Annotated in this window: 14 protein-coding genes, 2 tRNA genes, 3 rRNA genes and 1 other annotated feature; of the genes, 2 read left to right on the top strand and 17 right to left on the bottom strand. The window is 43.5% G+C overall.

The window, feature by feature from the left end; all coding sequences use genetic code 11:
- Positions 1–33: 33 nt before the first annotated feature.
- From serS to pdxS, 3 genes are all read right to left on the bottom strand, one after another.
- On the bottom strand, positions 34–1308 hold the full coding sequence (gene serS / locus NSU11_RS00095; protein WP_024426746.1) for a serine--tRNA ligase: 1275 nt from the start codon (positions 1306–1308) through the stop codon (positions 34–36).
- 49 nt (positions 1309–1357) lie between these two features.
- Positions 1358–1574 (bottom strand) — a binding site (T-box leader).
- 53 nt (positions 1575–1627) lie between these two features.
- The gene (gene pdxT, locus NSU11_RS00090; protein ID WP_025092700.1) at positions 1628–2218 is read right to left on the bottom strand and encodes a pyridoxal 5'-phosphate synthase glutaminase subunit PdxT; all 591 of its coding nucleotides are present in this window, start codon (positions 2216–2218) and stop codon (positions 1628–1630) included.
- A 20-nt stretch (positions 2219–2238) separates the two neighbouring features.
- Positions 2239–3123 carry a pyridoxal 5'-phosphate synthase lyase subunit PdxS gene (gene pdxS, locus NSU11_RS00085; RefSeq protein ID WP_024425756.1) on the bottom strand — a complete coding sequence of 295 codons (885 nt, stop codon included), beginning with the start codon at positions 3121–3123 and terminating at the stop codon, positions 2239–2241.
- A 246-nt stretch (positions 3124–3369) separates the two neighbouring features.
- On the opposite strand from pdxS, the gene NSU11_RS00080 reads away from it, so the two are divergent.
- Complete coding sequence (locus tag NSU11_RS00080) at positions 3370–4848, top strand: PLP-dependent aminotransferase family protein (protein ID WP_135033256.1); 1479 nt, start codon at positions 3370–3372, stop codon at positions 4846–4848.
- A 42-nt stretch (positions 4849–4890) separates the two neighbouring features.
- Here the strand turns inward: NSU11_RS00080 and NSU11_RS00075 are convergent, their stop codons facing one another.
- Positions 4891–6216, bottom strand: a complete 1326-nt coding sequence (locus tag NSU11_RS00075; protein WP_024425754.1) for a D-alanyl-D-alanine carboxypeptidase family protein — start codon at positions 6214–6216, stop codon at positions 4891–4893.
- Between the two features lie 160 nt (positions 6217–6376).
- On the bottom strand, positions 6377–7843 hold the full coding sequence (guaB, locus tag NSU11_RS00070; RefSeq protein WP_024426749.1) for an IMP dehydrogenase: 1467 nt from the start codon (positions 7841–7843) through the stop codon (positions 6377–6379).
- A gap of 121 nt (positions 7844–7964) precedes the next feature.
- Between guaB and NSU11_RS00065 the strand changes: the two genes are divergently transcribed.
- Positions 7965–8933: a YaaC family protein gene (locus tag NSU11_RS00065; protein WP_103132793.1), complete on the top strand. Its 969-nt coding sequence runs from the start codon at positions 7965–7967 to the stop codon at positions 8931–8933.
- A gap of 11 nt (positions 8934–8944) precedes the next feature.
- Here the strand turns inward: NSU11_RS00065 and rrf are convergent.
- The 12 genes from rrf to dnaA form a co-directional block, all read right to left on the bottom strand.
- A 5S ribosomal RNA gene (gene rrf / locus NSU11_RS00060) occupies positions 8945–9060 on the bottom strand.
- Positions 9061–9121: 61 nt separating this feature from the next.
- Positions 9122–12052 (bottom strand): 23S ribosomal RNA (locus tag NSU11_RS00055).
- A 98-nt stretch (positions 12053–12150) separates the two neighbouring features.
- Positions 12151–12226 (bottom strand) — tRNA-Ala (locus tag NSU11_RS00050).
- A gap of 14 nt (positions 12227–12240) precedes the next feature.
- A tRNA-Ile gene (locus tag NSU11_RS00045) sits at positions 12241–12317 on the bottom strand.
- A gap of 95 nt (positions 12318–12412) precedes the next feature.
- A 16S ribosomal RNA gene (locus tag NSU11_RS00040) occupies positions 12413–13961 on the bottom strand.
- Together the 16S, 23S and 5S rRNA genes with 2 tRNA genes alongside form the textbook arrangement of a ribosomal RNA operon.
- A gap of 408 nt (positions 13962–14369) precedes the next feature.
- On the bottom strand, positions 14370–16874 hold the full coding sequence (gyrA, locus tag NSU11_RS00035) for a DNA gyrase subunit A (protein ID WP_024424078.1): 2505 nt from the start codon (positions 16872–16874) through the stop codon (positions 14370–14372).
- Between the two features lie 232 nt (positions 16875–17106).
- Positions 17107–19023 carry a DNA topoisomerase (ATP-hydrolyzing) subunit B gene (gyrB, locus tag NSU11_RS00030; protein ID WP_024424077.1) on the bottom strand — a complete coding sequence of 639 codons (1917 nt, stop codon included), beginning with the start codon at positions 19021–19023 and terminating at the stop codon, positions 17107–17109.
- Positions 19024–19080: 57 nt separating this feature from the next.
- Positions 19081–19326 carry an extracellular matrix/biofilm biosynthesis regulator RemA family protein gene (locus NSU11_RS00025; protein ID WP_056766786.1) on the bottom strand — a complete coding sequence of 82 codons (246 nt, stop codon included), beginning with the start codon at positions 19324–19326 and terminating at the stop codon, positions 19081–19083.
- A 17-nt stretch (positions 19327–19343) separates the two neighbouring features.
- A complete protein-coding gene (gene recF / locus NSU11_RS00020) occupies positions 19344–20456 on the bottom strand; it encodes a DNA replication/repair protein RecF (RefSeq protein ID WP_024424075.1) in 1113 nt (370 codons plus the stop codon).
- A 16-nt stretch (positions 20457–20472) separates the two neighbouring features.
- Positions 20473–20688 (bottom strand): S4 domain-containing protein YaaA, encoded by a 216-nt coding sequence (gene yaaA / locus NSU11_RS00015; protein ID WP_008360916.1) that lies wholly within the window; start codon positions 20686–20688, stop codon positions 20473–20475.
- Positions 20689–20838: 150 nt separating this feature from the next.
- A complete protein-coding gene (gene dnaN, locus NSU11_RS00010; RefSeq protein ID WP_024424074.1) occupies positions 20839–21975 on the bottom strand; it encodes a DNA polymerase III subunit beta in 1137 nt (378 codons plus the stop codon).
- Positions 21976–22171: 196 nt separating this feature from the next.
- Complete coding sequence (dnaA, locus tag NSU11_RS00005; protein WP_024424073.1) at positions 22172–23512, bottom strand: chromosomal replication initiator protein DnaA; 1341 nt, start codon at positions 23510–23512, stop codon at positions 22172–22174.

Raw genomic sequence — 23512 nt, 5'->3', positions numbered from 1 at the left:
TTGGTAAAAAGAAAAAGATGCCTTGACGGCATCTTATTTCATCACTTCTTTATTTCCCATATAAGGACGCAGTACTTCAGGAATGATCACTGTGCCGTCCTCTTGTTGATAGTTTTCTAAAATAGCCGCTACAGTTCTTCCTACCGCTAATCCAGATCCATTTAATGTGTGGACATGTTCTGGCTTCGCTTTAGGTTCTGGACGGAAACGAATGTTTGCACGTCTTGCCTGGAATGCTTCGAAGTTACTGCAAGAAGAAATTTCACGGTACGTATTCTGGCTCGGAATCCACACTTCGATATCGTATTTCTTCGCAGCTGTGAATCCTAAATCTCCCGTACACATGCTCATGACACGGTATGGCAGGTTCAATAGCTGAAGAACTTTTTCTGCTTGATTTGTTAGTTTCTCTAATTCTTCATAAGAATCTTCTGGTCTGACAAATTTCACAAGCTCTACCTTGTTAAATTGATGCTGACGGATGAGTCCACGTGTATCTCTTCCAGCAGATCCAGCTTCTGATCTAAAGCAAGCACTGAATGCTGCATAGTTGATTGGCAGCTGTTCACCTTCGAGAATTTCGTCGCGATGCATGTTCGTAATTGGCACTTCTGCTGTTGGAATGAGGAAGTAATCTTCTTCACGTATTTTAAAGGCATCCTCTTCGAATTTTGGAAGCTGACCAGTTCCTGTCATGCTTGCTCTGTTGACCATATAAGGTGGAAGCACTTCAGTAAAACCAAACTCATCCACATGTAAATCGAGCATAAAGTTATACAATGCGCGCTCTAAGCGGGCACCAAGCCCTTTATAAAAAACGAAACGGCTTCCTGTCACTTTTCCTGCACGTTCAAAATCAAGGATTTTTAGCTCATCAGCTACGTCCCAATGTGGTTTTGGCTCAAATGAGAAGGCTGGCTGTTCGCCCCATTTTCTCACTTCCACGTTGTCGTCTTCTGTTTCACCAACTGGTACAGAGTCATGAGGGATATTTGGAATTGAGAACAGGATGTGCTGCAGGCTTTCTTCTACTGTTCTTAGCTCATCATCCAGCTTCTTGATCTCATCTCCTACCTCACGCATTTCTTGAATAATGTGATCGGCGTCTTTCTTTTCTCTTTTTAGAACGGCCACTTGCTGTGATACTTCATTTCTTCGGCTCTTTAATTCTTCTGTTTTCCCGATTAATTCTCTTCTTTTTTGATCTAGCTCACCAAACTTATCAAAATCCGCTAAATCTTCGCCTCGGTGTGCTAATTTTTCTTTGATTTGATCAAAGTCCGTGCGCAGTTGTTTAATATCAAGCATGTGTAACACTCCTTTTTTTATCGAAAAATAAAAAGAGCCCTCATCCCATGAAAGGGACGAGAGCTCTCGCGTTGCCACCCTGATTGAAAACATGCAGAAGCACGCTTTCCTCTTTCCTCTGTAACGGTATCACCGTAAATGCTTACTTCTCGTGTTTCAGCATTTCGCTCAAGGATGGATTCAGAATGCATCTTTCACCGATTCTCACCAACCATCGGCTCTCTGAGAAAGAGGGGCTTCTTACTATTTCCCGTCAACGCTTTTTCGATCTTTGATTGTGATTTTAATGTACTATAAGTTTTATCTCTTTTCAACCGTTTTATACAGCAAGCTTCGTTTTGTAGGACTTCACCATGTCTACAAACAGCTGTGTTAACCGGTGATCGTCTGTCAGCTCTGGATGAAAAGAGCAGCCTAAGATATTGTTTTCTTTCGCCATCACAATCCTGCCATCATATTCAGCCATGATTTCTACGTCATTATCTGCGCTGATGATATGAGGCGCACGGATGAATACCCCTGTAAACGGCGCATCCAGTCCTTTTACTTTTAAATCTGCTTCAAAACTGTCTACCTGTCTGCCAAAAGAGTTCCGTGCAACAGATACATTTAACAGGCCAAGATGAGCATCTTCTCGATCTTCGATATGCTTAGCCAGCATAATCAAACCGGCACATGTCCCGAAAATCGGTTTCCCTTTAGCAGCGAACGCTTTGATCGGTTCAATGAATTGATACGTATCCATAAGTCTCCTCATCGTCGTACTTTCTCCACCAGGGATAATCAAACCGTCAACGGATTCTAGCTCTTCTACACGTTTGATGATCTTCCCTTCTGCGCCGCAGGCTTCAATCGATTGAATATGCTCTCTCACCGCTCCTTGAAGCCCAAGTACACCAATTGTCAGCATGTTCGTTTGCGCTCCCTTAATTACCAGCCACGCTCTTGCATACGTTCTTCTGGCAGTAGATTTGAAATTTCAATTCCTTTCATAGCTGTTCCAAGCTCTTTTGAAAGGTCTGCAATGAGACGGTAATCAGTGTAATGAGTCGTTGCTTCAACAATTGCTTTTGCAAATTTAGCTGGATTGTCTGATTTGAAAATACCAGATCCGACAAATACACCGTCTGCTCCAAGCTGCATCATTAACGCAGCATCTGCTGGTGTCGCAACGCCTCCTGCAGCAAAGTTCACAACTGGCAGCTTGCCATCTCTTTTGATTTGCAGCAATAATTCATAAGGCGCGCCAAGATTCTTGGCTTCTGTCATCAATTCATCTTCACTCATAGCCGATACTTTACGAATCTGAGCATTGACCTTTCTCATATGACGCACAGCTTCTACGATGTTGCCTGTCCCAGGTTCTCCTTTTGTACGAAGCATAGAAGCGCCTTCTGCGATACGGCGGGTTGCCTCACCTAAATCGCGGCATCCACAGACAAAAGGTACTGTGTATTCATTTTTATTTAAATGGAATTCCTCATCTGCGGGCGTCAGCACTTCACTCTCATCGATATAATCAACACCAAGTGCTTCAAGAACACGAGCCTCGACGATGTGGCCGATACGTGCTTTTGCCATGACTGGAATCGTTACTGCATTTTGTACTTCCTCTACGATTCTTGGGTCTGCCATACGGGCAACACCGCCTGCTGCACGGATATCAGCTGGTACTCGTTCTAGTGCCATGACTGCCACCGCACCTGCTTCTTCTGCAATTTTTGCCTGCTCCGCATTGACGACATCCATAATGACGCCGCCCTTTTGCATTTCTGCCATTCCACGTTTCACTCGTTCAGTTCCCTTATTGCTCACAATAGTTTCCTCCCATTTGTCTATTCGATTCATTCAACATCTTTATCATACAAGCGAGGAAGTATAACAATAAAGAGAATAGTATAACAATTCAACCAGCGGATAAAAAAGAATAAACCCTTGTATATAAAGGATTTACAGCTAAAAACATGTCGTTTTCTCTTTCAAGTGTGATTTACATGCTATAATACAACTATAACAATTAAAAATCATGTATAACAATTTTGCATTCTATGGAGGGGTTTCATGCATATTGATATCCATCGGCACTCTGATACATCTCTTTCAAATCAAATTTACTTTTCAATCATCGATCACATTCAATCGGGTTTGCTTCAGCAAGGAGAAAAGCTGCCAACTGTCCGTGATTTAGCTAAGCAGCTGAATGTAAGTCTTGTCACGGCAGCTAAGGCATATACTCGATTAAAGGACGATGGTTATTTAACGACAGTGCAAGGTAAAGGAACTTTTGTGGATGAGCAGCAAGAGCAGGCAGAGACCCCGGTTCCATCATCTACTTCTTTCGATTGGCAGTTGTCGATTCCAGATTATTTACCACGGTCTCAATTCGCTCAGTATCACTATGTCGAAGAAGCCATTAACCTTTCTTCCTCTATGATCGATCCAGGTCTTTTGCCAAACCGGTATTTAGAAAAAGAAATGCAGCATGTGCTAGCCAGACATCCTCAAATCATGTCGAAGTATGGTGAAATACAAGGTGATCTTCAGCTGCGACAAGTCATTCAGTCCTTTTTAGAAAAGTTGGATGTGCCGTCTACCCCTGAAAATATCCTTGTAACAAGTGGTTCTCAGCAAGGGCTTGATTTGGTGGCACGTACGTTTATTGGGCCGGATGATGTGGTTGTCATGGAAGCACCGACCTATCCCGGGGCCATTGATGTCTTTATGGGCAGAGGAGCAAGAATCATTACCGTCCCTGTCGATCATGAAGGAATGAACATGAAGCAGCTTCAAAGCATTTGTGATAAATATAAACCGAAGCTCATCTATACGATTCCTACTTTCCACAGTCCGACAGGGGCCAGTATGTCGATGAAACGCAGAAAACAGCTTCTCTTACTGGCTCAAAGCATAGATTGTCTCATTGTAGAAGATGACCCATATCGTGAGCTTTATTTTGAAAAGAAGCCGCCAGCACCTATTAAAAGCTTGGATCATGATGGACACGTCATTTATTTACGAGGATTAAGTAAAACACTGGCTCCAGGATGCAGAATTGGGATTATCACCGCGTCAGGCTCGATATTTAACCGTTTATTAGCTGCAAAGGCCAATAATGACTTAGGCAGCCCTCTCCTCACACAAAAGGCCATATTGCCGTTTCTGACATCGAAGAAAATGATTGATCATACGAAGAAGCTAAGAACCGCATTGAAGGTGAGACGCGATTTGATGATGGATGTGTTAACGAAGCACGCACCGACAGATGTAACGTGGCAAATTCCACAGGGCGGGCTCAATTTATGGCTCAGCTTTCCTTCATGGGTCGATACACGAGCACTTTTGCATGAAGCACGTAAGCAGCAAATTACTTTTCTGCCTGGCTCTGTCTGCTATCCTGGAGAGCCGAAACAGAATTATATCCGCCTCAGCTTTTCCTATGTGAATGAAAAAGCACTGACCGAGGGCGTGGAAAAGTTATGTGGTATTTTTCAGCAAGCCTTGTCCACTCCTCAAAATCAGAAGCAATCGCTCTTCTTTTAACGATAAAAAAACTGCTCTCATGAATAGAGAGCAGTTTTTTTATTAGAACCAGCCTTTTACTGTGTCCACGATTCCGCCCCAAATGCCAGCGAAGAATCCACCTACACCGCGCATTGCAAGGATGAACCAGTTTGCTTTTTCATCGCCTGTTTTCGTCACAAGCTCAACACCTGATTGGTCTTTATTTAAATAGCCGTAGTCCTTCTCATCACCAGAATAAGAAGTCGTCAGCATGCCAACTTTCGTTCCTTTTTTAATAGGAGCTTCTAGGTTCTTTTTCTCGATATTTACTTTTGCTTTATAGCTCTTTTCGTCACCATTTTTTACTGGCACGGAAAATGCTTCTTTCGTCACAACAGGTACTTCTTTATCTTTGCCTTTATCCACTTCGATGTTTTCATGTCCTTTGATTTGTTGACCTTTTTTGTACATTTCTTTCATCGTGAAGTTTTTAAACGCATAGTCGAACAGTTTTTTTGCCACGTCGAAACGTGCTGTATGAAGATTACCTTTTGCATTCAAGATAACTGCGATGACACGCATGTCACCTTGTTTTGCTGTACCTGTGAAGCTAGAACCGGCTGAATCTGTAGATCCTGTTTTCAGACCGTCAACACCTTTATATTCCTTCACAAGTCCTTTAAGCATGAAGTTCCAGTTAGGCATGTCCATTTCATCGTCCGTGCCTTCTCTGAACTTTGTTTTCGCAATACTTGCTGTTTCAAGAATTTCTGGATGGTCTTTGATGAGATGCTGTGCAAGCAAAGCCATATCTTTTGCAGATACTTCACTTTCTTCATCAGGACCTGTACCTTTTGGCTGTTGGCCATGTAAGTCTTTATTTTCTAGACCAGTTGCATTCACGAATTTGTAGTTTGTTAAACCAAGTTCTTTTGCTTTTGCGTTCATTTTTTCAACAAACTTTGATTCTGATCCAGCGATCACTTCTGCTAAACCAATCGCTGCTGCATTTGCCGAATAAATAGCCGTTGCTTGATAAAGTTCTTTTACTGTATACGAACCATCTTTTCTCAAAGGAACGTTGGATAAGCTGCGGTCCTGAGAAATTTCGTATACATAATCATCTGGCGTATACTTTTGATCCCATTTCACTTTTCCTTCAGCAATTGCCTCTAGTAATAGATACTCTGTCATCATTTTTGCCATACTTGCAATAGGCAGTCTTTGATCTGCGTTTTTACTATAAAGAATTTTACCTGTAGAAGCTTCAATAAGGATCGCTGCTTTCGCATTCACACTGAATGGATCTTCAGCCGCTTTTGCTTTGGACATTGGTGTAAATGCTGTAACAATCAATGCCAATGCAAGGATAGAGACCATAAGCTGTTTCAACATCTTGCTGTTCAATCGTCATACCTCCGTATTCATCTTTTTTCGACGTTTTTCATATATATGTAATCCACAAGGGCTTATCTCAACACAACAGTATAAATTTTATCACAATAAAGACAAAAAAAATAGACAGAGTCATAGACCCTGTCAAATGTAATTTGATTGTCACAATTTATCAAGAAATTGTGTAGTTTGGTGATTCTTTTGTAATTTGTACATCATGTGGATGACTCTCACGAAGTCCTGCACCCGTCATACGAATAAACTGTGCTTCTTCTCTAAGAGTGCGTAAATCCTGTGTTCCACAATAACCCATACCAGAACGAATACCGCCAACTAATTGATACACTGTATCAACGACTGGCCCTTTGTATGGTGTACGGCCTTCAATACCTTCAGGAACGAATTTTTTATTATCTTCTTGGAAGTAACGATCTTTACTTCCCTTTTCCATTGCAGCGACAGAACCCATACCACGATAAACTTTGAATCGTCTACCTTGGAAAATTTCTGTTTCTCCTGGGCTTTCAGATGTACCAGCTAGAAGGCTTCCCAGCATAACAGCATGTCCGCCAGATGCTAATGCTTTCACGATATCACCTGAATATTTAATTCCACCATCTGCAATAATAGCTTTACCATGTTTTCTTGCTTCTGTTGCACAGTCATAGATCGCTGTGATTTGTGGTACACCGACACCTGCAACAACACGTGTTGTACAAATAGATCCTGGTCCGATACCGACTTTCACAATATCTGCTCCTGCTTCAAACAATGCTTTTGTTGCTTCAGCTGTTGCAACATTACCAGCAATGATGTTAAGAGAAGGATACGTTTCACGGATTTTCGATACAGTGTTTAGAACACCTTGAGAATGACCGTGTGCTGTATCAATAACAATGACATCTACATTGGCTTCGACTAATTTTTTCACACGTGTCATTGTATCGCCAGTGACACCAACAGCGGCACCAACAATTAAACGGCCATGTGCATCTTTAGAGGAGTTAGGGAATTCAATCACTTTTTCAATATCTTTGATTGTGATAAGACCTTTTAACGTTCCTTCGTCATCTAAAAGAGGTAATTTTTCAATCTTGTACTGCTGTAGGATTTTTTCAGCTTCTTCTAATGTTGTACCAACAGAAGCTGTCACAAGTTCCTCTTTTGTCATCACGTCGCTAATCTTCATTGAATAATCCGAAATAAAACGAAGGTCACGGTTCGTAATAATACCAACAAGCTTTTGGTCTTGTTCGTTGTTGACAATCGGCACACCTGAAATACGGTATTTACCCATCAAATGCTCTGCATCAAATACTTGATGCTCTGGTGTTAAGAAGAATGGATTTGTAATAACGCCGCGCTCTGAACGTTTTACTTTATCCACCTGTTCTGCTTGCTGTTCAATGGACATGTTCTTATGAATAATACCAAGACCACCTTGACGTGCCATTGCAATCGCCATTTGTGATTCCGTCACTGTGTCCATTCCCGCACTGATAATTGGAATGTTTAGCTTTAATGTGCTTGTTAGCTCCACTGATAAATCGACATCACGCGGAAGTACTTCAGACTTTGCTGGAACAAGCAAAACATCGTCAAACGTCAAACCTTCTTTTGAAAATTTACTTTCCCACATTAGTAAATCCCCCTCTTTTCGGCAAAATATTATATGTAGATTATCAACTAGCAAACAGCATGTCAAGGAAGCAACAAACAGTTGCAATTTTTAGAAAATATAAAGAGAGTTGAGGAAGAAGATGAAAAGTTCAGGATGGAAGGATTTAAAACGTTTTTACTCGCTCGAAACCTCCCAAAAGTTTCTATTTCAACAATATGAGAAACGGAACATTCAAGATGCAAACCAGCAAGCCTATAAAAACTGTGAACGATTTATTTACTTTCTAAAACATGGCCACACGTTTTATGAACAGGCTGCGATCGCGCCTCTAGAACTTAAACCCATTTTATTGTTTTATGGAATGGCACAGCTGCTAAAAGCATGTTTGCTGACAGTTGATCCCCATTATCCTTCTCAAACTTCTGTTTTAGCTCATGGCGTAACATCAAGGAAGAGAAAGAAACAGCATTACCGTTTTAGTGAAGATGAAGTGAAAATCCAAAGAAATGGGCTGTGTATGCATGTGTTAAAGCATCTATTTCAATTAAATGGTCTTGAAGATGAGCGTTTTACGATGATCCATCTCCTGTCTAAAATACCTGAAATGAGTCATATTCTGGAGTTTCAGAAGCAGCCCTCGACTTTAGTTAAAGTAGAAAAGGCTAATGGATTGATAATTCAAGATCATATTCCATTACTTTATAACATGTCTGCTGAACGCTTTATTGAATACTTTGAGTTTCATACAAGCTGGAAACTCAAACAGAGAGAGGCTAAAAAACTGACGTTTGATGTATTTCTTGAAGAAAACCCAGCACTTGCTACTCATCTTCATTATGATTTAGAAATGGATCAATGGTTTATCCCGTCAACACGAGATGCTTTTCTAGGGATTCCTGAGATCATCAGCCATTACTTATTGATGTATAACCTTAGTATGATTGCCCGCTACGAAACAGAATGGTGGTACGAGCTGCTGTCTCAATACATTAGCGATGATTACGTCATGATTGAACGCTACATGGAGATTGCAGAAGAGAAGTTCCCAGCTTACATCATGATGCTGTTAGAAGAAAAAACAAAAAAGACCAGTTCCGACTGGAACTGATCCTTATAGAAGCTTGGCGGCGTCCTACTCTCACAGGGGGAAACCCCCAACTACCATCGGCGCTGAAGAGCTTAACTTCCGTGTTCGGTATGGGAACGGGTGTGACCTCTTCGCTATCGCCACCAAACCTGATGGAGAGAATGTTCTCTCAAAACTAGATAACAATGTTCATGCTTCACAATAGAATATAGGTTAAGTCCTCGATCTATTAGTATCTGTCAGCTCCACGTGTCACCACGCTTCCACCTCAGACCTATCAACCTGATCATCTTTCAGGGATCTTACTTCCTTGCGGAATGGGAAATCTCATCTTGAGGGGGGCTTCATGCTTAGATGCTTTCAGCACTTATCCCGTCCGCACATAGCTACCCAGCGATGCCCTTGGCAGAACAACTGGTACACCAGCGGTGCGTCCATCCCGGTCCTCTCGTACTAAGGACAGCTCCTCTCAAATTTCCTGCGCCCGCGACGGATAGGGACCGAACTGTCTCACGACGTTCTGAACCCAGCTCGCGTACCGCTTTAATGGGCGAACAGCCCAACCCTTGGGACCGACTACAGCCCCAGGATGCGATGAGCCGACATCGAGGTGCCAAACCTCCCCGTCGATGTGGACTCTTGGGGGAGATAAGCCTGTTATCCCCGGGGTAGCTTTTATCCGTTGAGCGATGGCCCTTCCATGCGGAACCACCGGATCACTAAGCCCGACTTTCGTCCCTGCTCGACTTGTAGGTCTCGCAGTCAAGCTCCCTTGTGCCTTTACACTCTGCGAATGATTTCCAACCATTCTGAGGGAACCTTTGGGCGCCTCCGTTACATTTTAGGAGGCGACCGCCCCAGTCAAACTGCCCACCTGACACTGTCTCCCTGCCCGATAAGGGCAGCGGGTTAGAAGGTCAATACAGCCAGGGTAGTATCCCACCGATGCCTCCACCGAAGCTAGCGCTCCGGTTTCCAAGGCTCCTACCTATCCTGTACAAGCTGTACCAACATTCAATATCAGGCTGCAGTAAAGCTCCACGGGGTCTTTCCGTCCTGTCGCGGGTAACCTGCATCTTCACAGGTACTATAATTTCACCGAGTCTCTCGTTGAGACAGTGCCCAGATCGTTGCGCCTTTCGTGCGGGTCGGAACTTACCCGACAAGGAATTTCGCTACCTTAGGACCGTTATAGTTACGGCCGCCGTTTACTGGGGCTTCAATTCGCACCTTCGCTTACGCTAAGCGCTCCTCTTAACCTTCCAGCACCGGGCAGGCGTCAGCCCCTATACTTCGCCTTACGGCTTCGCAGAGACCTGTGTTTTTGCTAAACAGTCGCCTGGGCCTATTCACTGCGGCTTCTCGGGGCTTTAACACCCTAAGAAGCACCCCTTCTCCCGAAGTTACGGGGTCATTTTGCCGAGTTCCTTAACGAGAGTTCTCTCGATCACCTTAGGATTCTCTCCTCGCCTACCTGTGTCGGTTTGCGGTACGGGCACCTCTCACCTCGCTAGAGGCTTTTCTTGGCAGTGTGGAATCAGGAACTTCGCTACTAAATTTCGCTCGCCATCACAGCTCAGCCTTTACGGGAAACGGATTTGCCTATTTCCCAGCCTAACTGCTTGGACGCGGATATCCAATACCGCGCTTACCCTATCCTCCTGCGTCCCCCCATTGCTCAAATGGTGAGGAGGTGGTACAGGAATATCAACCTGTTGTCCATCGCCTACGCCTTTCGGCCTCGGCTTAGGTCCCGACTAACCCTGAGCGGACGAGCCTTCCTCAGGAAACCTTAGGCATTCGGTGGACGGGATTCTCACCCGTCTTTCGCTACTCATACCGGCATTCTCACTTCTAAGCGCTCCACCAGTCCTTCCGGTCTGGCTTCACAGCCCTTAGAACGCTCTCCTACCACTGTTCGTAAGAACAGTCCGCAGCTTCGGTGATACGTTTAGCCCCGGTACATTTTCGGCGCAGAGTCACTCGACCAGTGAGCTATTACGCACTCTTTAAATGGTGGCTGCTTCTAAGCCAACATCCTGGTTGTCTAAGCAACTCCACATCCTTTTCCACTTAACGTATACTTTGGGACCTTAGCTGGCGGTCTGGGCTGTTTCCCTTTCGACTACGGATCTTATCACTCGCAGTCTGACTCCCAAGGATAAGTCATCGGCATTCGGAGTTTGACTGAATTCGGTAACCCGGTAGGGGCCCCTAGTCCAATCAGTGCTCTACCTCCGAGACTCTTACCTTGAGGCTAGCCCTAAAGCTATTTCGGAGAGAACCAGCTATCTCCAGGTTCGATTGGCATTTCACCCCTACCCACACCTCATCCCCGCACTTTTCAACGTGCGTGGGTTCGGGCCTCCATTCAGTGTTACCTGAACTTCACCCTGGACATGGGTAGATCACCTGGTTTCGGGTCTACGACCACGTACTCATGCGCCCTATTCAGACTCGCTTTCGCTGCGGCTCCGCATCTTCTGCTTAACCTTGCACGGGATCGTAACTCGCCGGTTCATTCTACAAAAGGCACGCCATCACCCGTTAACGGGCTCTGACTACTTGTAGGCACACGGTTTCAGGATCTATTTCACTCCCCTTCCGGGGTGCTTTTCACCTTTCCCTCACGGTACTGGTTCACTATCGGTCACTAGGGAGTATTTAGCCTTGGGAGATGGTCCTCCCGGATTCCGACGGAATTTCACGTGTTCCGCCGTACTCAGGATCCACTCTGGAGAGAATGACATTTCAGTTACAGGGCTGTTACCTTCTTTGGCGGGCCTTTCCAGACCTCTTCGCTTATATCATTCCTTTGTAACTCCGTATAGAGTGTCCTACAACCCCAAGAGGCAAGCCTCTTGGTTTGGGCTGTTCCCGTTTCGCTCGCCGCTACTCAGGGAATCGCATTTGCTTTCTCTTCCTCCGGGTACTTAGATGTTTCAGTTCCCCGGGTATGCCTTCTCATACTCTATGTATTCAAGTATGGATACTACTCCATTACGAGCAGTGGGTTTCCCCATTCGGAAATCTCCGGATCAAAGCTTGCTTACAGCTCCCCGAAGCATATCGGTGTTCGTCCCGTCCTTCATCGGCTCCTAGTGCCAAGGCATCCACCGTGCGCCCTTTCTAACTTAACCATTTCTTACTTTAGAAAGAATCACTATGTGTGATGAACTTTGCATTGCATTCAATGTGAATGTATTACTTATTGTTATCTAGTTTTCAAAGAACACGTTGGTGGAGCCTAGCGGGATCGAACCGCTGACCTCCTGCGTGCAAGGCAGGCGCTCTCCCAGCTGAGCTAAGGCCCCAATTTAATAGAAGATGGTGGGCCTGAGTGGACTCGAACCACCGACCTCACGCTTATCAGGCGTGCGCTCTAACCAGCTGAGCTACAGGCCCATCTTTCATATCGAAGATATGATGTTGTAGGATCTTTTGCAAGTTCCTTCAAAACTAAACAAGACGAAAACGTACGCTGCTCCATATATCCTTAGAAAGGAGGTGATCCAGCCGCACCTTCCGATACGGCTACCTTGTTACGACTTCACCCCAATCATCTGCCCCACCTTCGGCGGCTGGCTCCATAAAGGTTACCTCACCGACTTCGGGTGTTGCAAACTCTCGTGGTGTGACGGGCGGTGTGTACAAGGCCCGGGAACGTATTCACCGCGGCATGCTGATCCGCGATTACTAGCGATTCCAGCTTCACGCAGTCGAGTTGCAGACTGCGATCCGAACTGAGAACAGATTTATGGGATTGGCTAAACCTTGCGGTCTTGCAGCCCTTTGTTCTGTCCATTGTAGCACGTGTGTAGCCCAGGTCATAAGGGGCATGATGATTTGACGTCATCCCCACCTTCCTCCGGTTTGTCACCGGCAGTCACCTTAGAGTGCCCAACTGAATGCTGGCAACTAAGATCAAGGGTTGCGCTCGTTGCGGGACTTAACCCAACATCTCACGACACGAGCTGACGACAACCATGCACCACCTGTCACTCTGTCCCCGAAGGGAAAGCCCTATCTCTAGGGTTGTCAGAGGATGTCAAGACCTGGTAAGGTTCTTCGCGTTGCTTCGAATTAAACCACATGCTCCACCGCTTGTGCGGGCCCCCGTCAATTCCTTTGAGTTTCAGTCTTGCGACCGTACTCCCCAGGCGGAGTGCTTAATGCGTTAGCTGCAGCACTAAGGGGCGGAAACCCCCTAACACTTAGCACTCATCGTTTACGGCGTGGACTACCAGGGTATCTAATCCTGTTCGCTCCCCACGCTTTCGCTCCTCAGCGTCAGTTACAGACCAGAGAGTCGCCTTCGCCACTGGTGTTCCTCCACATCTCTACGCATTTCACCGCTACACGTGGAATTCCACTCTCCTCTTCTGCACTCAAGTTTCCCAGTTTCCAATGACCCTCCCCGGTTGAGCCGGGGGCTTTCACATCAGACTTAAGAAACCGCCTGCGAGCCCTTTACGCCCAATAATTCCGGACAACGCTTGCCACCTACGTATTACCGCGGCTGCTGGCACGTAGTTAGCCGTGGCTTTCTGGTTAGGTACCGTCAAGGTGCGAGCAGTTACTCTCGCACTTGTTCTTCCCTAACAACAGAGCTTTACGATCCGAAAACCTTCATCACTCACGCGGCGTTGCTCCGTCAGACTTTCGTCCATTGCGGAAGATTCCCTACTGCTGCCTCCCGTAGGAGTCTGGGCCGTGTCTCAGTCCCAGTGTGGCCGATCACCCTCTCAGGTCGGCTACGCATCGTCGCCTTGGTGAGCCATTACCCCACCAACTAGCTAATGCGCCGCGGGTCCATCTGTAAGTGACAGCCGAAACCGTCTTTCATCCTTGAACCATGCGGTTCAAGGAACTATCCGGTATTAGCTCCGGTTTCCCGGAGTTATCCCAGTCTTACAGGCAGGTTACCCACGTGTTACTCACCCGTCCGCCGCTAACATCCGGGAGCAAGCTCCCTTCTGTCCGCTCGACTTGCATGTATTAGGCACGCCGCCAGCGTTCGTCCTGAGCCAGGATCAAACTCTCCGAGGTATGCAGGATGCATATCACACATGCGTTGCTACACGATGTAGCGAACTTAGCATGTGATCATTTCCTGCCTCGCCAGTTTGACTGACTACCTATGAAGTATCATAGGATTTTTTATAAAAACTCGAATTAACAGGTACGTTTTGTCTTGTTTAGTTTTCAAAGAACTTGTGTGTCACTCTCTCAAAGCGACCACTTAAATATATCATATATCTCTATCAACAGTCAACATTTTTCTTGAAAAACATTTTATTTTTTTAAGAAGTTTCCACTGTAAAAGAGATAAAAAATAGAGCCTCTTTTTGCTCCTTTGAAAGATTAACACATATCTATGAAAAAAGCATTATAAATTTCAAAAAAACTCATGTTTTTTTAGAAAAAAATAAAGCCGGTGAAGAACCGGCTTTATTTTTACTCAGATTGCTCTTGATCTGACTCTATAGTTTCTACGTTTTCTTCACTATTCTCTTCATCATCTTCTTGTGATTGTTCAACTAATGCCACTGTAGCGACATGTTCATCATCACCTAGACGAATCAGGCGGACACCTTGAGTGACTCGACCTGTTGTTGAAATATCTGAAACGGCCATACGAATGATCACGCCGCTTCCTGTAATAATCATCAAGTCCTCTTCAGCTTCAGCATTCGTCGCCTTCACTGCGACAAGCGGACCGTTGTTGTCAGTGATTTTACATGTTTTAAGACCTTTACCGCCCCGACTTTGAACACGGTATTCTTTTTCAGGTGTTAACTTACCATACCCTTTTTCGGTGACGATCAATACGTTTGCATCTGGCTCAAGGATTTCCATCCCAACGACGATGTCATCTTCAGAAAGCGTAATTCCTTTCACGCCAGCTGCCGTACGCCCCATTTCACGAACATCTGTCTCGTCGAAACGAATCAGCATACCTTTTTTCGTTCCAATGATGATTTGTTTTTCTCCATTGGTTAAACGGACAGCCATCAGTTCATCTTCGTCACGAAGACTTAATGCGATAAGTCCATTGTTTCGAATGTTGGCAAACTGAGACAATGAGGTTCGTTTTGATACACCGTGTCTTGTTGTAAAGAAGAGATACGAATCTTCATCAAATTCGCTTACCGGAATAATGGCATTAATCCACTCTCCCTTTTCTACTTCAAGCAGGTTAATAATCGGAATCCCTTTCGCTGTCCGTCCGAATTCAGGAATCTCATATCCCTTCGCACGATAAACCTTCCCTTTATTAGAGAAGAAGAGGATCGTATCATGGGTAGATGTTGAAATCAGCTGTTCTACGAAATCATCCTCATTGGTTCCCATGCCCTGAACACCTTTACCGCCTCTTTTTTGACTGCGGTATGTTGATGCAGGCAGACGCTTGATATAACCATTATGAGTCAGCGTAATCACGATGTTTTCAACAGGAATCAAATCTTCGTCTTCAATTGTTTCAATACCTGCTGTCACAATTTCAGTACGGCGCGTATCATTGAAACGTTCTTTGATTTCTGTTAATTCTTCTCTAATGATTTCAAGAACTTTCTCATTGTCTGCTAAAATGGCTTTCAACTCAGCAATCAAATCAACAAGTCCTTTGTATTCTTCTTCTATCTTTTCTCTTTCCAAACCAGTTAAGCGCTGAAGACGCATATCAAGAATGGCCTGTGCTTGTTTTTCGGACAAGCTATAGTTCTCCATTAAGCCATTTCTCGCGATTTCAGCAGTTTGAGAGCTTCTAATTAATGCAATGACTTCATCTAAGTGGTCAAGGGCAATTCTTAAACCTTCTAGAATATGAGCTCTTGCTTCGGCTTTACGAAGTTCATATGCTGTTCTTCTGCGAATAATCACTTTTTGATGCTCTAAATAATATTCAAGACATTGTTTGAGGGACAAGACTTTCGGCTGTCCATCAACTAGTGCCAATAAGTTGATCCCAAATGACGTTTGAAGTGTCGTTTGTTTATAAAGATTGTTTAATAGAACGTGGGCGTTCGCGTCTCTTCGCAGTTCAATCACGATCCGCATTCCATTACGATCAGACTCGTCACGGAGATCTGTAATGCCATCGATCTTTTTATCGCGCACAAGATCAGCGATTTTTTCGATCAAACGTGCTTTATTGACCTGATATGGAATTTCATTGATGACAATCCGCTGCTTACCGCTGGATGTTTCTTCGATGATAGACTTTGCACGTAATGTAATAGAACCTCGGCCTGTTTCATATGCTTTGCGGATTCCGCTTCGGCCAATGATTTGTCCCGCAGTTGGGAAGTCTGGTCCTGGAATGATCTCCATTAGTTCCTGTGTAGTCATTTCTGGGTTTTGACTTATCGCCAGTACCCCATCAATCACTTCACCTAGCTGGTGAGGCGGAATGTTTGTTGCCATCCCTACAGCGATACCTGTTGCCCCGTTGACTAATAAGTTCGGGAAACGAGCAGGCATGACGATTGGTTCTCTTTCACTGCCATCGTAGTTATCTTGATAATCAATCGTATCCTTAGTGATATCACGCAGGATTTCCATTGAAATTTTAGATAGACGCGCTTCAGTATAACGCATTGCCGCTGCACCGTCTCCATCGACAGAACCAAAGTTCCCGTGGCCTTCAACCAGCATATTTCGATAGTTGAAGTCTTGCGCCATACGAACCATCGCTTCGTATACAGCGCTGTCACCGTGAGGGTGGTACTTACCGATAACTTCCCCAACGATACGTGCAGATTTCTTAAATGGTTTATCACTTGTCATACCTAGGTCATTCATCGCATACAAAATTCTTCGATGCACCGGCTTCAAGCCATCTCGCACATCTGGTAATGCACGCGAAACAATAACACTCATTGCATAATCTAAAAAGGACGTACGCATTTCTTGACTAATATTTACTTCGCGTACATTTGGTGTATGTTGTTCACTCACTATAAGAACCTCCCTTTACGTATCACATGAAATAAATTATGTGGGAGTAAAATATGTATTTATCTTCACAAGACTATTCTCCATTATATCAATAATCTCGGCTTTATACACATTTATTTACTAGAAAATCAACGAAAACACGGAAAACCAGGACATTCGTTACACGCCCCTATTTCTTGAAAAACAACCTTATTCCAAACAAGAAATAAGGTTGTTCTCAGGAGGGATCTATCTAAATATCAAGGTTTTTCACGTATTGCGCATTTTCTTCGATAAAGTTTCGTCTCGGTTCTACTTTATCTCCCATCAGCATTTCAAATGTCTCATCAGCATCGATCGCATCCTCAAGTGTGACTTGAAGAAGTGTTCTCGCATCAGGGTCCATTGTTGTTTCCCAAAGCTGAGCAGCATTCATTTCTCCAAGACCTTTATAACGCTGAAGTCCAGGCTTTGGTGTTTGAGGAAGTGATTTTAACAGCTCATCCAGCTGTTTATCGTTATACACGTACTCCACACGTTTTCCTTGCTGCACTTTATATAAAGGCGGCTGCGCAATATACACATAACCATTTTCAATGATTTCACGCATGTAGCGATAGAAGAATGTTAAGAGCAGCGTTCGAATGTGTGCTCCATCCACATCGGCATCTGTCATGATCACAATTTTGTGATAGCGTGCTTTCTCTAAAGTAAAGTCTTCTCCGATTCCAGTTCCTAACGCTGTAATCATTGAACGAACCTCGTTGTTCGATAAAATTTTATCTAAACGAGCTTTTTCTACGTTTAGGATCTTCCCTCTTAACGGTAAGATCGCTTGGAAGTGACGATCACGGCCTTGTTTAGCAGATCCGCCCGCAGAATCTCCCTCTACAATATAGAGTTCAGAGATGGAAGGATCTTTAGAAGAACAGTCCGCCAGTTTCCCAGGTAAGCTGGAGACTTCCAGTGCACTTTTACGTCTTGTCAGCTCACGAGCTTTTTTGGCAGCCATTCTTGCACGAGCTGCCATCAGTCCTTTTTCCACAATTTTTTTCGCAGAATCAGGATTTTCAAGCAAGAATTTCTCAAGTGCTTCAGAGAAAAGGGAGTCTGTGATGGTTCTCGCTTCTGAGTTCCCAAGCTTTGTCTTCGTTTGTCCTTCGAATTGAGGGTCTGGATGTTTGATGGAGATAATGGCTGTTAAGCCTTCTCGCACATCTTCACCACTTAAATTCGCATCCCCATCTTTGAATACGCCATTTTTACGAGCATAGTCATTGATGACACGCGTTAGACCGGTTTTAAAACCAGCTTCGTGTGTTCCGCCTTCATACGTGTTGATATTGTTGGCGAAGGAATAGATATTGCTTGTATAGGAATCGTTATATTGTAATGCTACTTCAACCGTGATTCCGTCTTTCTCACCTTCGATGTACACAGGCTCTTCATGAACGACTTCTTTTGAGCGGTTTAAATGTTCTACATAGCTCTTAATACCGCCTTCGTAGCAGTATTCATTTCTCCGCTCTTTGCCTTCACGCAAGTCTTCTATGATGATGTTTACACCTTTTGTTAAGAAGGCTAACTCACGAACACGGTTAGCAAGTGTATCGTAATCAAATTCAATGGTTTCCGTGAAAATTTCTGGATCTGGCACAAAGTGAGTGGTTGTCCCGGTTACATCAGTTTCACCAATAACCTCTAAATCTCCCACTGGAACGCCGCGTTTGAACTGCTGATAATGGATTTTCCCGTCACGGTATACAGTCACGTCTAAGGTAGTAGATAATGCATTTACAACAGATGCCCCTACACCATGCAGACCGCCTGATACTTTATAACCGCTGCCGTCAAATTTACCGCCAGCGTGAAGAACAGTCATAATGACCTCTACGGCAGGACGCCCCATTTTCTCATGAATTCCAACAGGAATCCCGCGGCCATTATCTTTTACTGTAATGCTGTTATCTTTTTCAATTTGCACTGTAATGTCTGTACAATAACCAGCTAATGCCTCATCAATACTGTTGTCGACAATTTCCCATACAAGATGGTGAAGCCCTTTTGCATTGGTTGACCCAATGTACATTCCTGGACGTTTTCTAACAGCTTCTAATCCTTCAAGCACCTGTATCTGATTTTCATCATAACTATTATGTTGCTGTTCCATTGCCACGTACATTCACCTACACTTTTCTTAAACGATATATTTATATGAATTGAGTTTTTAGACTTCAATTTCAACCACAAACGAAGCACGTTTTTTGAGCGTGCTTGAGGAAAGAGGAGAGTAATAAACAGATTCAGTTGTGACGACAATGGATTTGGGTGTCCCTTGTGATAACGAAATGATATGTTTCTCTTGTTTTTGTAGAAATTCTTCTACAACAGAAGACGACCTCATTTTGTAATCAACAATTGCGACAATCTCTCGTGTAGAAACAACACAATCATCACCTAAATGAATATACAAGACTCACACCTCATTTATCAGTCAATTACTTTTCCACTGGCTACTCTGAAAATTTCCGCTTCTTTCAGGGTGGCGTGATCAATGCCTTCAACACTTGTTGTGGTGACGAAGGTCTGTACACGTCCCTGAATGGTATGGAGCAAATGAGACTGTCTGTAATCATCAAGTTCAGATAACACATCATCAAGTAGAAGAATAGGATATTCTCCGATTTCTTCATGTATCAGATCAATTTCTGCCAGCTTTAGTGAAAGAGCTGTTGTTCTTTGCTGCCCTTGAGAGCCATATGTCTGAACATCCCGACCATTCACAAAGAAAAGCAGGTCATCTCTGTGAGGTCCCCACAGTGTCACCCCTCGGTCGATTTCTCTCTCTCTTAGTTTCTGAAACGATTCTTCATAGCTATTCTTTATTTTCGACAAGTCTGACGCTTCTGATACCTCTATTGCCGTCTGGTATTGGAGCGTAAGTGTTTCTAGCTCTCTAGAAATCCCAAAATGCAGCGGCTGCGCCCATTTTTCGAGCTGTTTCGTAAAAGTCAGTCGTCTTTTGACCACTTTCGCTGCCGCATCAATCAACTGCTCTGTTAAAATCTCCAGCATCGCTTGATCCGTTTGCTTTCTTGTCTGCAATTGTTTCAAGTAATGATTCCGCTGAGAGAGGATTTTTTGATAGAGCGATAAATCATGCAAGTAGACAGCAGAAACTTGTCCAATCTCCATGTCGAGGAATCTTCTGCGGATTTGCGGGCTGCCCTTCACAAGACTTAAGTCCTCTGGCGCAAACATAATGGTGTTTAACGCACCAACATAATGACTGAGCTTCTGTTGTTCAATGTGATTGACCTTGCCCTTTTTCCCTTTTTTTGAGATCACGAGCTGCATTGGGAGTGGACCATTTTTTTTAATGACTCTACCTTCTATTTTAGCATAGTCTTGGTCCCATCGGATAAGTTCTTTATCATTTGACGTACGATGAGACTTTGCCATCGACAATACATAGATCGCTTCCATCAAGTTCGTTTTACCTTGGGCATTCTCACCGATCATGACATTCACCTTATTGTCGAATTGAAGCTCGGTGTGTTCATAGTTTCGGTATGAAGTTAACGCCAGACTTTGAATGTACATGTATTGTCACCCGTTTCTAATTCACAACTTGAAATGTGCCGTAACCTTCAATCTCGACAACATCTCCTGGGTATAGTTTGCGTCCCCGTCTATTATCTGGCTCTTGATTAATGAACACCTCATGTTCACTTAAAAACCATTTCGCCATTCCGCCAGATTGGATGACTTCGGCTAATTTCAAAAACTGCCCTAATGTAATCATTTCTGTTTCAATGGTTATAAGATTAGGCATTGTATCGACCTCTTTCAATATCACTAATATCTAATTGTACTAAAAAACAAGACAAGAAGGAAAGGGGGAAAGCGAACTGGGATGAAAGAAAGCATGGAAAACGAGAAGAAAAGCTGCTGTGCACTCACACAGCAGCCATTTTAGATTGAATTAATACGTTCTTACCGGAAGAATCAATTGCAAGATAGAATCATCATTCGGCGTACGCAGCAGGAACGGTCTCATTGCACCAGTGAAGCTTACATGAATATCTGTTCCCTCTAATACTTTTAACGCATCCAGCATATATTTTGGACTGAAGGAGATTTTAAGATCTTCCCCTTTAATGTCATCTGCTTGAACCGTCTCCACCACTTTACCGATCTCAGGCGAATTAGAAGAGATTTCAAGGCTTTGTTCAGGATCAGCTGACAGTTTCACGACATTATTACGTCCTTCTCTTGCCAAAAGTGATGCACGATCAATGGCTTGAAGGAACTCTTTCGTGTTGACCACGACATCCGTTTTACTTTCTTGCGGGATCAGACGGGCCGTATCTGGATAATTTCCATCCAGCAACCTTGAGAAGAACAGTACGTTTTGTGCTTTAAAAAGAACTTGGGTTTCTGTAATGACGATGCTCACAAGATCTTGTCCATCATCAAGAATTTTACTTAGCTCAGTTAAACTCTTCCCTGGAATCACGACATTATACGAACTTTCCTCGTTAATATCTAACTTCGCTTTTCTTAAAGCAAGACGGTGGCTATCCGTTGCTGTGCATATTAATTCACCTTTTTCAACCTTCCAGTTTACACCTGTCAAGATAGGTCGTGTTTCTGAGGTGGACACTGCAAAAACAGTTTGACGAATCAAGTTTTTAAGCAGATCTGTCGGAATTTGAAATGCATGATGCTCTTCAATTTGTGGAAGATGCGGATATTCTTCAGCATCTAAGCCGTTTAAGTTAAATTCCGCTGAACCAGAGCGGATGATAGTCAGGTGATTTTGTTCTACTTCAATTTCGACAGTAGACATAGGCAGTTTCTTTACAATTTCACTAAAAAAGCGGGCTTGAAGCACAATACTTCCCGGACGATCAATGGTGATAACCTCTAAATCTCCATCTCTTTGAGGAATGAAAGATTCAATTGAGATATCAGAATCGCTTCCTGTTAGAGAAACCCCTTCATCAGACGCAACAATTTTAATCCCTGTCAAAATAGGAATCGTTGTTCTAGAGGATACGGCCTTTAATACATCTTGGACACTTTGGACAAGACGATCTTTTTGAATCGTGAATTTCATAGTGGTCCTCCTAAATTTTCTTAATGACATGTATATATATTTTATTAATAAAAATCGTAGAAGTAATAGTAGGGCTTGTGAATATGTGGATAAGTCGAGAAAAAGAAAGGAAAGACAGCCTATCCACATGTGGACAGACTGTGTATGACTATGCTCTAGTTATTCACATTTTCCCGTACTCATTATATCAGCTTGATTATTTTAATTGTTCTTTGATCTCTTTGACATGCTGCTGAAGCTGTTCATCTTCAACAATTAATTTCGAAATCTTCTCATGAGCATGAATGACAGTCGTATGATCACGACCGCCAAATTCTTCTCCGATTTTAGGCAGAGAGGAATCGGTCATTTCTCTAGAGAGGTACATGGCAATTTGTCTTGGATAAGCAACTGACTTTGTACGTTTCTTTGCTTTGAAATCCTCTAATCGAATATTAAATTGCTGCCCTACAATTCTTTGAATATCTTTAATTGTAATGACCTTAGGCTTTGATGAAGGAATGATGTCCTTTAGCGCCTCAGCTGCTAGATCTGCATTAATGTCTTTATTAATTAAAGATGAGTAAGCAACGACACGAATCAAAGCACCCTCCAGCTCACGAATGTTGCTGTCGATTTGATTGGCAATGTACAGCATGACTTCATTTGGAATGTCTAAGCCTTCTGCCTTTGCTTTTTTTCGCAGGATTGCGATACGCGTTTCTAGATCTGGCGGGGTAATGTCTGTAATTAAGCCCCATTCAAATCGAGAGCGTAATCTGTCTTCAAGTGTCGGAATTTCCTTCGGAGGCCGGTCACTAGAAATGACGATTTGCTTACTTTCTTCGTGAAGTGTGTTGAATGTATGGAAAAACTCTTCTTGTGTTTGTTCTTTTCCTGCTAAAAATTGAATATCATCTATCAAAAGCACATCTACATTCCGATAGCGGTTACGGAAGTCGACAGCTTTGTTATCTCGGATTGAGTTGATAAATTCATTAGTAAATTTTTCAGATGATAGATAGACCACTTTGGCTGATGGATTATGGTCGATCACGTAATGACCAATCGCATGCATCAAGTGAGTCTTTCCTAAACCAACGCCCCCATAAATAAAAAGCGGGTTATATGCTTTTGCTGGTGCTTCCGCGACTGCAAGTGAAGCGGCATGAGCAAAACGGTTGCCTGAACCAATAACAAAAGTATCAAATGTATATTTTGGATTCAGCATATTTTGTGGAATGTCAACGGGCTCTTCTTTAGACATTTTTTTGATAGGAGACTTTGGCATGGCTTCCTCTTCATCCTGATTTTGAGGAATAATAAATTTAATGCTGAGCTCTTCACCTGTTAGTTCATAGATGGTATCAGCAATTAAGTGAAGATATCTTGACTCTAGCCAATCTCTAGCAAATTCATTAGGTGCCGTAATTGTAAGCGTATCTCCCTGAAGAGAATGGGCTTTTGTCGATTTCATCCATGTCTCAAAACTGGGTTTGCTCAATTTTGTCTCTATTTTTTGAAGTGCTTTATTCCACAGATCCAAAATATTTTCCAT

Origin of the sequence: Bacillus sp. FSL R5-0712 (assembly GCF_038593285.1) — a bacterium.
In the GTDB taxonomy this organism is placed as follows: domain Bacteria; phylum Bacillota; class Bacilli; order Bacillales; family Bacillaceae; genus Bacillus; species Bacillus safensis.
This window is presented reverse-complemented; position numbering and strand designations above follow the sequence as displayed.

Bases quoted from the DNA above. Each gene is read 5' to 3' on its own strand.
- NSU11_RS00080 (WP_135033256.1), top strand. From the start codon at position 3,370: ATGCATATTGATATCCATCGGCACTCTGATACATCTCTTTCAAATCAA.
- NSU11_RS00065 (WP_103132793.1), top strand. From the start codon at position 7,965: ATGAAAAGTTCAGGATGGAAGGATTTAAAACGTTTTTACTCGCTCGAA.
- guaB (WP_024426749.1), bottom strand. From the start codon at position 7,843: ATGTGGGAAAGTAAATTTTCAAAAGAAGGTTTGACGTTTGACGATGTT.
- gyrB (WP_024424077.1), bottom strand. From the start codon at position 19,023: ATGGAACAGCAACATAATAGTTATGATGAAAATCAGATACAGGTGCTT.
- yaaA (WP_008360916.1), bottom strand. From the start codon at position 20,688: ATGCCTAATCTTATAACCATTGAAACAGAAATGATTACATTAGGGCAG.
- pdxT (WP_025092700.1), bottom strand. From the start codon at position 2,218: ATGCTGACAATTGGTGTACTTGGGCTTCAAGGAGCGGTGAGAGAGCAT.
- dnaN (WP_024424074.1), bottom strand. From the start codon at position 21,975: ATGAAATTCACGATTCAAAAAGATCGTCTTGTCCAAAGTGTCCAAGAT.
- recF (WP_024424075.1), bottom strand. From the start codon at position 20,456: ATGTACATTCAAAGTCTGGCGTTAACTTCATACCGAAACTATGAACAC.
- serS (WP_024426746.1), bottom strand. From the start codon at position 1,308: ATGCTTGATATTAAACAACTGCGCACGGACTTTGATCAAATCAAAGAA.
- dnaA (WP_024424073.1), bottom strand. From the start codon at position 23,512: ATGGAAAATATTTTGGATCTGTGGAATAAAGCACTTCAAAAAATAGAG.